Source organism: Bradyrhizobium diazoefficiens, assembly GCF_016612535.1.
Lineage (GTDB): Bacteria > Pseudomonadota > Alphaproteobacteria > Rhizobiales > Xanthobacteraceae > Bradyrhizobium > Bradyrhizobium diazoefficiens_C.
In genome coordinates this window covers 1,820,311-1,832,865 of the sequence record NZ_JAENXS010000001.1, presented here as the reverse complement: position 1 = coordinate 1,832,865, position 12,555 = coordinate 1,820,311, and the positions used below count along the sequence as shown (strand labels likewise).

General features: G+C 64.1%; 11 protein-coding genes. 3 read left to right on the top strand and 8 right to left on the bottom strand.

Annotated elements, in window-relative coordinates; genetic code table 11:
- Nucleotides 1-100: 100 nt before the first annotated feature.
- Complete coding sequence (locus JJE66_RS08655; RefSeq protein WP_200513814.1) at nt 101-604, bottom strand: MarR family winged helix-turn-helix transcriptional regulator; 504 nt, start codon at nt 602-604, stop codon at nt 101-103.
- Nucleotides 605-687: 83 nt separating this feature from the next.
- Between JJE66_RS08655 and JJE66_RS08650 the strand changes: the two genes are divergently transcribed.
- Nucleotides 688-1,896, top strand: coding sequence for a cytochrome P450 (locus JJE66_RS08650; RefSeq protein WP_200513813.1), 1,209 nt, complete (start codon nt 688-690; stop codon nt 1,894-1,896).
- 32 nt (nt 1,897-1,928) lie between these two features.
- Entirely contained in the window at nt 1,929-3,140 is a 1,212-nt protein-coding gene (locus JJE66_RS08645) for an ABC transporter substrate-binding protein (protein ID WP_200513812.1), read from the top strand.
- A 71-nt stretch (nt 3,141-3,211) separates the two neighbouring features.
- On the opposite strand, the gene JJE66_RS08640 is transcribed toward JJE66_RS08645, so the two are convergent.
- A complete protein-coding gene (locus JJE66_RS08640; RefSeq protein ID WP_200513811.1) occupies nt 3,212-4,477 on the bottom strand; it encodes an NAD(P)/FAD-dependent oxidoreductase in 1,266 nt (421 codons plus the stop codon).
- A gap of 313 nt (nt 4,478-4,790) precedes the next feature.
- Here JJE66_RS08640 and JJE66_RS08635 point away from each other — a divergent pair, with 313 nt between their 5' ends.
- A complete protein-coding gene (locus JJE66_RS08635; RefSeq protein WP_200513810.1) occupies nt 4,791-5,963 on the top strand; it encodes an ABC transporter substrate-binding protein in 1,173 nt (390 codons plus the stop codon).
- A gap of 154 nt (nt 5,964-6,117) precedes the next feature.
- On the opposite strand, the gene JJE66_RS08630 is transcribed toward JJE66_RS08635, so the two are convergent.
- From JJE66_RS08630 to JJE66_RS08605, 6 genes are read right to left on the bottom strand one after another with little or no spacing between them, the layout of a single operon-like run.
- Nucleotides 6,118-7,989 carry a bifunctional sugar phosphate isomerase/epimerase/4-hydroxyphenylpyruvate dioxygenase family protein gene (locus JJE66_RS08630; protein ID WP_200513809.1) on the bottom strand — a complete coding sequence of 624 codons (1,872 nt, stop codon included), beginning with the start codon at nt 7,987-7,989 and terminating at the stop codon, nt 6,118-6,120.
- Nucleotides 7,986-9,044, bottom strand: coding sequence for a Gfo/Idh/MocA family protein (locus tag JJE66_RS08625; RefSeq protein WP_200513808.1), 1,059 nt, complete (start codon nt 9,042-9,044; stop codon nt 7,986-7,988). Before JJE66_RS08625 ends, JJE66_RS08630 begins: the two co-directional genes overlap by 4 nt.
- Nucleotides 9,041-9,778, bottom strand: a complete 738-nt coding sequence (locus JJE66_RS08620) for an ABC transporter ATP-binding protein (RefSeq protein ID WP_200513807.1) — start codon at nt 9,776-9,778, stop codon at nt 9,041-9,043. Before JJE66_RS08620 ends, JJE66_RS08625 begins: the two co-directional genes overlap by 4 nt.
- 10 nt (nt 9,779-9,788) lie before the next feature.
- The gene (locus JJE66_RS08615; RefSeq protein ID WP_200513806.1) at nt 9,789-10,532 is read right to left on the bottom strand and encodes an ABC transporter ATP-binding protein; all 744 of its coding nucleotides are present in this window, start codon (nt 10,530-10,532) and stop codon (nt 9,789-9,791) included.
- Entirely contained in the window at nt 10,529-11,527 is a 999-nt protein-coding gene (locus JJE66_RS08610; RefSeq protein ID WP_200513805.1) for a branched-chain amino acid ABC transporter permease, read from the bottom strand. Before JJE66_RS08610 ends, JJE66_RS08615 begins: the two co-directional genes overlap by 4 nt.
- The gene (locus JJE66_RS08605) at nt 11,524-12,399 is read right to left on the bottom strand and encodes a branched-chain amino acid ABC transporter permease (RefSeq protein WP_200513804.1); all 876 of its coding nucleotides are present in this window, start codon (nt 12,397-12,399) and stop codon (nt 11,524-11,526) included. Before JJE66_RS08605 ends, JJE66_RS08610 begins: the two co-directional genes overlap by 4 nt.
- Nucleotides 12,400-12,555 lie beyond the last annotated feature (156 nt).

Here is a 12,555-nt window from a genome sequence, read left to right as displayed (position 1 = left end):
CCGGATATCGGAGGAAATAATGCTCGGCAGAGAGGGTGCCGCCGGCAAACACCAGCGCCTGCCTGAAGGCAGCAATATCGCGCGCCCGCGATGGCGGGCCTCAGGTGTCGGTGCTCCCCGTCACCGTACCCAAATTCTCGTGCAGCCGGCGCAACAGATCGACCAGCACCTCGCGCTCGTCCTTGCTCAGACAGGACAACAGCCGCCGCTCGCGCTCGAAGGCCGCGACGATCACCTTGTCATGGGTGGCGCGACCTCGCGCCGTCAGCGAGATCGAATGGGTGCGGCCGTCGTTCGGATCGGTGCGGATCGACACCTGCCCGCGCTTCTCCAGCCCCGCAAGCGTTCGGCTCACCGGGCCCTTGTCGAAGCCGATGACGTGGCAGATGCGCGAGGCCGGAATGCCGGGCTCGATCGCCAGCAGCGACATGATCCGCCATTCCGTGACGTTGACGCCGAACTGCCGCTGATAGAAGGCAGTCGCGCTGTTCGAGAGCTTGTTGGCGATGAAGGTGATGAAGGCCGGCACGTAACGGTCGAGATCGAGCGTCGGTCCCGTCTCAGCGGGCGCGGGCTTCTGTCGGGATCTGGTCGAAGGCGGCATATCGGGTGTCTGACTCGCGGCGTGCCTGCAGACCTAAGGGCATGCGCCACCCTTTCACAAGATCAAAATGAGGGAGGACTTCAATGAGCGCACCCGATTCCTCAGCGACCGGCGTCCCGCATCTCGACGTCGATCCCTTCGCGATGAACTTTTTTGCCGACCCCTATCCCACGCATGAGCTGCTGCGGGAGACAGGGCCGGTGGTCTATCTCGACAAATGGAACGTCTACGGCGTGGCCCGGCATGCCGAGGTTCATGCCGTGCTGAACGACCCCATGACCTTCTGCTCCAGCCGCGGCGCCGGTCTGTCCGATTTCAAGAAAGAGACGCCGTGGCGGCCGCAGAGCCTGATCCTCGAGGCCGATCCGCCTGAACACACCCGCACCCGCGCCGTTTTGTCGAAGGTGCTGTCGCCGACTGTGATGAAGGGGCTTCGCGACCGCTTTGAAGCAGCGGCCGAGGAGCGGGTTGACATGCTCATCGAGAAGCGCAGCTTCGATGCCATCGCGGACCTCGCCGAGGCCTATCCGCTCTCGATCTTTCCGGATGCGCTCGGGTTGAAGCCGGAGGGCCGCGAGCACCTCATTCCCTATGCGAGTGTGGTCTTCAATGCCTTTGGGCCGCCGAATCAGTTGCGGCAGGACGCCATCGAGCGCTCGGCTCCGCATCAGGCCTACGTCACCGACCAGTGTCAGCGCGATAATCTCACGCCCGGCGGCATTGGCGCTTGCATTCACGCCCATGTCGATGAGGGCGCAATCACGGCCACGGAAGCGCCGCTGCTGGTGCGCTCACTGCTCTCGGCCGGCCTCGACACCACCGTCAACGGCGTCGGCGCGGCCCTCTATTGCCTCGCCCGCTTCCCCGACCAGTGGCAGCGCCTCCGCGGCGATCTCACGCTTGCGCGCAACGCCTTCGAAGAAGCCGTGCGCTTCGAAAGCCCGGTGCAGACCTTCTTTCGCACCACCACGCGCGATGTCGAGCTGTCCGGCGCGACCATCGGCGAGGGCGAGAAAGTGCTGATGTTTCTTGCTGCCGCCAATCGCGATCCGCGACGCTGGGACAAGCCCGATAGTTATGACATCACCCGCCGCACGTCCGGCCATGTAGGCTATGGCTCGGGCATCCACATGTGCGTCGGGCAGCTCGTTGCGCGACTCGAGGGCGAGACGATGCTCACGGCGCTGGCGCGTCGTGTCGCCACGATCGAGATCACGGGCGAGCCGCGCCGCCGCTTCAACAACACGCTGCGCGGGCTCGACAGCCTGCCGGTCGCCATCACGCCGGCCTGACCGCGACGGCAAATCAAACAGGGGAGGGAACGATGAAGTATCTGAAGTGGCCGCTCGTACTGGCTGCGAGCCTTATGAGCGGCGCGGCGAGCGCCGAGATATCGGACAATATCGTTCGCGTCGGCGTGCTCAACGACATTTCCGGAATTTTCCAGGATACCAACGGCATGGGCTCGGTCGAAGCCGCGCGCATGGCGGCGGAGGATTTCAACGGCGGAGCTAAGGGCATCAAGGTCGAGGTCGTCTATGCCGACCACCAGAACAAGGCCGATGTCGGCAGTGCCATCGCCCGCAAATGGCTTGATGTCGAAGGCGTCGATGCCATCGTCGACGTGCCGAATTCGGCGGTCGGACTCTCCATCAACACGCTGTTGCGCGGCAGCCGCATGACGTACCTCGCATCATCGACCGCGAGCGCCGATCTCACCGGCAAGGCCTGCTCGCCCAACACCATCCAATGGGTCAACGACACCTGGGCGACCGGAAACACCACGGCGGCTGCGATGATGTCGCGCGGCGGCAAGGACTGGTATTTCCTCACGGTCGACTACGCGCTCGGCAAGGGCATCGAGGCGGAGGCGCAGAAATATATCGAGGGGCACGACGGCAAGGTGCTCGGCTCCTCGAAGCATCCGCTCGGCACCTCCGACTTCGCCTCGTTCCTGTTGCAGGCGCAGGGCTCGAAGGCGCAGGTGATCGGGCTGGCGAATGCCGGCGGCGACACCATCAATGCCGTGAAGCAGGCGGTCGAGTTCGGCATCCAGCAGGGCGGCCAGAAGCTCGTCGCGTTCCTGCTCTTCATCAACGACGTGCACGGCATGGGGTTGAAGGTCGCGCAGGGCCTCCAGCTCATGGAAGCCTTTTACTGGGATATGAACGACGACACCCGCGCCTTCGCCAAGCGCTTCGCCGCGCGGCCCGGTATGAACGGCAAGATGCCGAGTGGCAACCAGGCCGGCGTCTATGCCTCCACGCTCGCTTATCTCAACGCGGTCGCGGTCACAGGCAGCGACAACGCCAAGGACGTCGTACCGGAGATGAAGAAGTTCAAAGGCAGGGACAAGCTATTCGGTGACACCGCGATCCGTCAGGATGGGCGCGTTGTGCATCCGATGTATCTGTTCGAGGTGAAGAAGCCGGAGGAATCGAAATATCCATATGACTATTACAAGCTGGTTTCGACCATCCCGGCGGAGCAGGCGTTCCGTCCGATGGCGGAGGGCGGGTGCGAGCTGGTGAAGTAGCGATGTAGCTGCGGGCGCTTCTTCACCCTCCCCTGGAGGGGCCCTCCAGGGATCGGTAAAAAGAAGCCGCGCTACCCCACCACCTTGCTTGAGCCCTGCGTGATCAGCCGTGCCGCGCGCTGGTCGCGGGCGTAGATCCAGAGCCAACTGAGCGCGACGCTGAGGCGGTGCCGGAGACCGATCAGGAAGTAGATATGGGCGATGCCCCAGATCCACCACGCGATGGTGCCGCGCAGTTTGATCCGGCCGAAATCGATGACGGCCAGCCCCTTGCCGATCTGGGCGAGGCTGCCGGAATGTTTGTAGCGGAACGGGGCCGTCGCCGCGCCGCGCAAGCGGGCCTTGATCGTCTCGGCGACATGGCGGCCCTGCTGCTTCGCGGCCGGCGCGATGCCGGGCACCGGCTTGCCGTCCCAGGCGTTGATCGTCACGGTGTCGCCGATCGCAAAGATCTCGGGATGGCCCGGAATGGTGAGATCGGCCTCGACCTGCACGCGCCCGGCGCGATCGGCCGGCGCGCCCAGCCATTCGGCGGCGGGTGAGGCGCGCACGCCAGCGGCCCAGATCATGGTTTTCGCGTTCAGCCGCTGTCCGCCATAGACGACGCCGTCGCGATCGACCTCGGTCACGGGCTGGCCCAGCACGACCTCGACGCCGATTTTTTCGAGCGAGGCCTGCGCATAGGCGGAGAGATCGTCGGCGAAACCGGCGAGCACGCGCGGCCCCGCCTCGATCAACACGACGCGCGCCTTCGTGGTGTCGATGTTGCGGAAGTCCGGCTGCAGCGTGTGCCGCGCCAGCTCTATAATGGTGCCGGCTAGTTCGACACCGGTTGGTCCAGCGCCGATGATGACGAAGGTGAGCCGTGCCGCGCGCCGCGCTGGATCGGTCTCACGCTCGGCGCGTTCGAACGCCACCAGGATATGGCGCCGCAATGTGGTCGCATCCTCCAGCGTTTTCAGTCCAGGCGCGAACTGCTCCCATTCGTCATGGCCGAAATAGGCGTGGCGGACCCCTGTCGCAAGTACGAGCGTGTCGTAGGGTACCTCGCTGCCGTCATCGAGCAGCACCCGACGCTTCTCCGCGTCCACGCCACTGACGTTCGCAAACAGCGTCGTCACCTCGCGCCGGTCGCGCATGAGATGACGCACCGGCCAGGCGATCTCGCTGGTCGCAAGCGAGGCGGTCGCGACCTGGTAGAGCAGCGGCTGAAACAGATGATGGTTGCGGCGGTCGATCAGCGTGATCTCGACCGGGCTGCCTGCGAGCCGGTAGGTCGTCTCCAGCCCGCCGAAGCCGGCGCCGACGATGACGACGCGATGGGGAGTTGCGGCCATGATGCACCCTCGAATCTTGCTGCTGCTATCCTTCATTTAAGTGCGGATTGGGCGCCGCGGTCCAATAGCCGTCATCAATGACGGAATAGGCTGGGCGTATCGACAGTCTCCGAAAGAAAGCGCCGCAGCCTTGGACCAGTCCTTGGTCGAAGTAAGTAGAATTATATTTCTTGCCATGCCCGATTGAGGCGAAATATGGTGCAGGGGCAGGTGCTGAGCCATTGGCGGCTCGACAGATTTTGCGTTCAATAGAGACAGGCCCCGGGCGGCGATCACCCCGTTTCCGGGATCAATAATACGGAGGGGAGTGGTTATGAGGACGGCATTCTGGCTGGCGGGCGCGGCTGCGCTTGCGCTGGCAAGCCCGGCATTCGCCGGCGACACCATCAAGATCGGTTTCGTCTCGACTTTCAGCGGCCCGACCGCCGTGATCGGCAACGACATGCGTAACTCCTTCGAGCTCGCGCTCGACCACATGGGCCGCAAGATGGATGGCAAGCCGGTCGAGGTGATCTACGAGGATGATGGCCAGAAGCCAGATGTCGGTAAGCAGAAGACCGAGAAGCTGGTGCAGTCCGATCATGTCGACTTCATCGTCGGCTACATCTGGTCGAACGTGCTGCTGGCTTCGCTCAAGACCGCGGTGGATTCGCAGACCTTCCTGATCTCGGCCAATGCCGGCCCGTCGCAGCTCGCGGGCGAACTCTGCTCGCCATACGTGTTCTCGACCTCGTGGCAGAACGACCAGACGCCGGCCGCCGTGGGCCTCTACATGAACGCGAACGCCGTCAAAAGCGTGTTCCTGATCGGCCCGAACTATGCCGCCGGCAAGGACATGCTCGCGGGCGTCAAGAGCACGTTCAAGGGCGAGATCAAGGGCGAGGAATATACGGTCTGGCCGAGCCAGCTCGACTTCTCCGCCGAGCTCTCCAAGGCGCGCGCTTCGGGCGCCGAGTCGATCTTCGTGTTCTATCCCGGTGCGGCCGGCGTGCAGTTCCTCAACCAATATGCGCAGGCCGGCCTGAAGAGCACGATGCCGCTCTATACGGCTTTCACCGTCGACGAGCTGTCGCTGCCGCTCCAGAAGGAGAACGCACTCGGGGTACCCGGCGCGCAGGAATGGGTCAACGATCTCCCCAACGAGCAGAACAAGCGCTTTGTCGCAGACTATCGCAAGAAGTACACCGGGCTCCGTCCGACCTATTACGGCGCACAAGCCTATGACGCGGCCCAGCTCATCAACAGCGCCGTGGTCGCTGTGAAGGGCGACACCAGCAAGAAAGATGCGATGAAGGCCGAGATGGAGAAGGCCAACTTCAAGTCGCTGCGTGGCTCGTTCAAATACGGCAACAACCACATCCCGATCCAGAACTTCTATCTGCAGGACGTGGTGAAGGGCGCCGGGGGCGAGCTTTCGCTGAAGACCGTTGCCACCATCGTCACTGATGACCAGGATCGATTCCACGACAAATGCCCGATGAAGTGAGCTCTCTCCTCTCCCTCTCCCCGTTCTTACGAGGAGAGGTTAGGGTGAGGGGCTGCTTCCGCAATCACGGTGAGAGTTGGATTCGCGGAGGGCCCCTCCCCCGATCGCTGTGCGATCGACCTCTGCCCGCAAGCGGGTCGAGGTGAAGAGGTGCCTAAACCCGCGGCATACTCGCGGGGCGCACTTCGCGCGCCTGCGCCGCGAGCCTGATCCCGGCATTCGCCGCACCAAATCCCTGGTAGCTCCGTCTCTCCACGATTTCGAAGAAGAAACGCTCATCAAAAATGTGGGTATAGACTTGGAAGAACTCGCCGTCGCCCTCGCGGTCGTAGAGGATGTGGTTGGTGCGGAGTTTTGCCATCATTTCGGGCGCAAGGTCGTATTTGGCTTCGATGTCGTCGTAGTAGTTGTCAGGGATGTCGAGAAAATCCGCGCCGCGGGCGCGCATCGCGGCGACGGTGGCAAAGATGTCGTTGCACGCGAATGCAACGTGCTGCACGCCCGAGCCAAAGAACTCCGAGATGAAGCGCGCTGGCAGCGTGCGGTTGGCCGAGGAGCCGTTGAGAACGAAGCGCAGGCTCTGGTCGGCGTTGATGACGGCCTGACTCTGCACGAGGCCTCGGGGGTCGGCGATCTCCATCTGCGGCAGGCGGGTGAGGTCGAGGATGCCGGTGTAGAACAACAGCCAGGACAGCATCTCATCATAGGGCATCGACTGCGCGATGTGATCGACCGCGAGCAGCGCATCCGCGCTTGCATCGGTCGCAACAGGCGCGAAATCCGTATCCCAGTTCTGGCCGGCCCGGTCGAGGAAATAGAGAAGACTGCCGCCGACGCCGTGGATCGCGGGGATCTCCAGCTCGCCCGGACCGACCGGCTGGTAGAAGGTGCGCGCCTTCAGCGTTTCGGCCCGCTGCATGGCGAGGCCGGCATTGTCGACGTCGAGCGCGATGGCGCAGACGCCGGGACCGTGCGTGACGTAATGCGAATGCGCAAAGCCGTCGGTCTCGCAATTGATCACGAGTTCGACCTTGCCCTGCGACCAGCGCTCCACAGCCTTGCTGCGGTGCTTGCCGCTTCTGCGGAAGCCGAGCTGTGAAAACAGATGCGCGAGCTCGCCGGCCTTGGTCTCGTTGACGGCGAACTCGATGAAGCCCGTGCCGCTGCTCCTGGCCTTCGGCGCCAGCGGCCCGCCGACGAGATTCGGCCAGTCCGGTGCGAGCTGGTCCTGTAACAGGATCAGCGAGCGCAGGCCGTCGACCGCGGTCTGCGCCGCCGAGCCGGCGCGGAACTGGTCGTTGAAGATCTCCAGCGACCATGGACCGGAATAGCCGGTCGCGGCAATCGCCTGCATGAATTCGCCGACCGGCAGATCGCCCTGGCCGGGGAAGGAGCGGAAGTGCCGGCTCCACGACAGGATGTCGAGTTCGAGCTTTGGTGCGTCGGCAAGCTGCACCAGAAAAATCTTGTCGCCGGGGATCGAGGCCATGGCGCGGACCGGGAAGCCGGGCGCGAGTGCGTGAAAACTGTCGAGGATCACCCCGATCGCGGGATGATCGGCGCGGCGCACGATCTCCCAGGCATCGCGGTAGTCGTTGACATGCCGACCCCAGGCCAACGCCTCGTAGCCGACCCGCAAGCCGCGCCTGGTCGCGCGATCGCCGAGCTCGCGAAAATCATCCGCGGCGCGGTCGATGCCGCCGAGCGAGTGAGGGGAGACGTTGGAGCAGATCAGCAGCAGATCGGTGCCGAGCTCCTGCATCAGGTCGAACTTGCGCTCGGCGCGGGCAAAGTTGCGCAAACGCTGCGGCTCCGGCATGCCCTCGAAATCACGAAACGGCTGGAACGCGCAGATCTCGAGACCGAGATCCTTACAGAGTTTTGCGATGTCACGTGGACCCGCGCCGAACGACAGCAAATCGTTCTCGAAAATCTCGACCGCTTCGAAGCCGGCGGCTGCGATGGCGCGGAGCTTTTCGTCGAGGGCCCCTGAGAGGGAAACGGTCGCGATCGAGCGCTTGTTCATGCTGCCTGCTCCATGATTCGGCCCGGCGATATTTTTTGGCTCGTGCGTGCGGCCTCGCTGACGGCTTCGACGACCGCGAGCGTGCCCATTGCGTCTTCGGCGGAAATCAGCGGCTGCTCGCGGCCCGCAATCACCGCGCAGAAATGCCGGAGCTGCTCGGCCAGCGGGTCGAGCGCCGCCGATGCAATCGTTTGGCGCGACAGCGGCATATGCCAGCCGGGCTGTTGCGCATAGGACCACAGCTCCATATTCGGGATGGATAGTGATCCCTGGGTGCCGGAAAAGATGTAACAGGGCTGATGCTGCTTTGGATACGCGGAGTTCTCGCCCGACGCGAGCTCCCAGCTCCACGGCGCCGGTGTCGCATCCGATACGGTCGCGGTCCCCAGCGCACCATTGGCGAAACGCAGCAGCAGTGCGGCCGTGTCCTCGACGGCGAAGCCGCGAACCATGTTCGAGGTCAGCGCCTGCACCTCGGTGATTTCGCCGCAAATGAAGCGGAGATTGTCGATGTCGTGGATGAGGTTGATGAGCAGCGGACCGCCGCCCTGCTCGCGCCGCCAGGTCACGCCAAAGTAATCATCGGGCTTCTTCAGGAGCCATAGTCCGACCACGGCGGTGAGTTGGCCAAGCCTGCCGGTCGCCACAGTCTCGCGCGCGGCCTTGATGATCGGATTGTGCCGGCGGTGATGGCCGACCAGCATCGGCACGCCGCTGCGCCTGATCGCCGCGCACAGGCGCTGCGCGGCCGCGACCGTGTCGGTCACCGGCTTCTCGATCAGTGCGGGCACACCGGCCTCCGCGCAGTCGAGCGCCATCTGGAGATGCAGCGCGTTGGGCGAGGCAATGATGAAGCCGTCGGGCTTTTCCTGCGCCAACTGCTCGCGGTGATCCGCATGCCAGGGCGTATTGCGTCTCTGCACAAATTCTTTCGCGGCGGGGGAGGGATCTGCAATGCCGGCCAGCACGCAATCCGGCGAAGCGTCGATCAATTCGACATGGCGGCGGCCGATCAGGCCGGCGCCGGCAATTGCGATGCGCATTGGCGCGCTCATGCCGCACCCTCCTCCATGGCGCCGCCGAGGAAGAGCTGGCCGATCCTTGGATCGTTCAGGATGCGCTCCGCCCTGTCGGTCATGCGGGTCTGGCCGAGCTCGAGCACGATGCCGATGTCCGAGATCTCCAGCGCCGAGCGCGCGTTCTGCTCGATCATGAGGATGGTGACGCCGCGGTCGCGCAGACCTTTCAGGATGTCAAAGGTCTGCTGCACCATCAGCGGCGACAGGCCGATCGAGGGCTCGTCGATCAGCACCAGCTTTGGCTCGAGCAGCAGCGAACGGGCGATCTCGAGCTGCTTCTGTTCGCCGCCGGAGAGAGTCGAGGCCTGCTGCGTCGATTTGCGGCGCAGCGCGGGAAACAGGTCGAGTGCCGCCTCGATCCGCGCCGGCAGGTCGAGGCTCTTTCCGGCGGCGACGCCGCCGAGCTCGATATTGTGGCGCACCGACAGCTCGGGAAAGATGTTGCGGCCCTGCGGCACATAGCAGATGCCGGCGTTGAGCAGCGCGCGCTGGCTCAGATTCGTGACGTCGCGACCCGCGAAGCTGATCTTGCCCTCGCGCAGCTTGAGCAGGCCAAAGATCGCCTTGAACACGGTCGATTTGCCGGCGCCGTTCGGGCCGATGATCGTGGTGATGGTCGCCTGCGGCACCGCGAATGTCGTGCCGTTCAAGATCGTCATCTTGCCGTAGCCGCCGACGAGATTTTGAACCGAGAGGATCGTGTCGCTCACCGCAAACTCCTCAATGTCCGAGATAGGCTTCGATCACGGCCGGGTTCTTACGGACCTCGTCCGGTCGCCCCATCGCCAGCACCTTGCCTTCCGCCATCACCATCACGCGCGAGCACAGCGACATCACGAACTCCATATTGTGCTCGATCACGACGAAGGTGGCGTTCTTCTCGCGGTTGATCGCGACCAGCCGCTCCTTGAGATCCGTCAGCATCGAGGGGTTGACGCCGCCTGCTGGTTCGTCGAGTAGCACCAGGCGCGGGCCGCCCATGAAAGCCATGGCGGCATCGAGCAGCTTCTGCTGGCCGTAGGAGAGGCCACCAGCCGGTTCGGCGGCGAGGTGGTCGAGCTTGAAAAAGCCGATCATCTGGTTGGCGGTTTCAGTCAGCCCGGCATCGGAGCGGCCGACCAGGCGCGAGGCCATGTTGCCCTGATGCTCCTGGCCCGCGAGGATCAAATTCTCGCGCACCGAGAGTTTTGGAAACACCTGCAAGAGCTGGAAGGTGCGGCTGACGCCGAGCTTGTTGAGCTCGGCGGGGCGCAGGCCGGTGACGACTTTGCCGTCGAGCTTGACCTCACCGCCTGATGGCGTGAGCTGGCCGAGGATGCAATTGAATAAGGTCGACTTGCCGCAGCCGTTCGGACCGATCAGGCCGAGGATCTCGCCCTCGCGGACGTCGAAGGAGACGCCGTCGACCGCGGTGATGCCGCCAAAGCTCTTCTTGATGTTGGTGACTTCGAGCACCGCACTCATTGCACCGTCTCCAGCCGGGACTTTGCGACGGCGCGCAGCGCGGAAGCCGCCTTGGTGCGGCGTTCGGCGAGGTAGCGGTCGAGGATTCCCAAAATGCCGGTCGGCGACCAGATCAGCAGCCCCATCACCGCGATCGCGTAGAGCATCAGATAATAGCCCTCGGTGAAGCGCAGCCACTCCGGCAGCAGCACGGCGATCATCGCACCAAGGAAGGGACCGAAATAGAATCCGGCGCCGCCGACGATCACCATCATCAGCAGGTCCAGCGAGAGCGACAGGTTGAACGGCACGGGGTCGATATATTGCGTCAGCGGCGCATAGAGCGCACCGGCGACGCCGCCGAGCGCCGAGCCGATCGCGAACGCCATCAGCGTGTAGCGGCGGGTGTCGATGCCGAGCGACTGCGCGCGCAGCGGATTTTCGCGCAACGCCATGAAGGCGCGGCCCCAGGGCGAGCGGATCAGCCACCACACCGCGACCGACACGATCGCGAGCGAGCCGAGGCAGACGTAGTAGAACGGCAGCGGCTTGTTGGTCGCAATCCCGAAGATATGGGGACGCGGAACGTTGGAGATTCCGTAGATGCCGCCGGTGAGCCAGCTCTCGTTGCGGAACACGAGGAAGGCGAGGGTGGAGAAGGCGAGGGTGACGAAGGCGAGGTAGTGATGCTGCACGCGGAGCGCGGGATAGCCCAGCACCCAGCCGACTGCGAAGGCGAGCACGATCGCGACCACGATTGCCGCCGGCAGCGGCCAGCCGTGTGTCGTCATGATCGCAGAAGCATAGGCGCCGATGCCGACGAAGGCACCCTGCGCCAACGACACCTGGCCGGCATAGCCGAGCGTGAGGTTGAGGCCCATCGCGGCGATGGTCATCACCGCCCATTGGCTCAGGATGAACAGGCCGTAGCGGTTGAAGTTCATGGGAATGACGATCACGCCGGCGATGACAATGAGGCCGAGCGCGATCTTCAGGGGTTTGGCGAAGCCGCTCATACCGTGCGCTCCTCGGCGCGGCCCAGCAGTCCTTGCGGCCGGAACAGGATGACGACGATCAGGAAGATCATCGGCACGGCGGCGCGGTACTGCGTCGAGACATAGGCGGCCGCGAGATTGTCGAGCACACCGATCAGAACGCCGCCGGCGATCGCGCCGCGCACCTGGTTGAAGCCGCCGACGATCGCCGCGATGAACGCGGCCTGGCCCAGCACTTCACCGCTCGAGAACTTCGCCAGATAGATCGGCGTGATCAGCAGCGAAGCAAGCGCGACCAGGAAAGCGTTGATCAGGAAGGTCAGCAGGATCATGCGCTCGACCGGCACGCCGATAATGCGCGCGACCGTCGGGTTCTGCGCCGCCGCCTGCATCTGATGGCCGAGCGAGGTGCGGTTGAGCAGCGTGGTCAGGCCGAAGACGGCAAGGATGGCGACGACGAGGACGCCGATGCTTTGCAGCGAGACCGCGTGGCCAAGGATCGAGATATCACCCGTCGGCACGATCGACGGAAACGATGAGGCCTCGGCGCTGAAGAACTGTTTGACGGCCTCCTTGATGCCGATCGCGAGCGCCATGGTCGCGATCGCGAGCGGCAGCACGCCATGACGCATCATCGGATCGACCAGCAGCATCTTGAAGGCGAGGCCGAGCAGGGTCATCGAGAGTAGGATGCCGAGGATGATCGCGAACCAGAACGGCGCGCCGGCATGCATCGCCGCCAGCATCAGGAACGCCGGCAGCATCACGAACTCGCCTTGCGCGAAATTGATCGTCTGCGAGGTCTGCCACAACAATGTGAAGCCGACCGCGACCAGCGCATAGATCGCGCCGGTGGCAAGCCCCGCGACCAGAAGATCGAACAGATTGGACATTTTCCCCTCTCGCCGTTCTGACTTCCCCTCGCCCCGCTTGCGGGGAGAGGGTTGGGGTGAGGGGGAATCTCCGCCAGGTCGCTGATAGTTGGACTCGTGGAGCTTCCCCGTCACCCGGATCGCATCTTCGATGCGATCCGACCTCTCCCGCAAGCG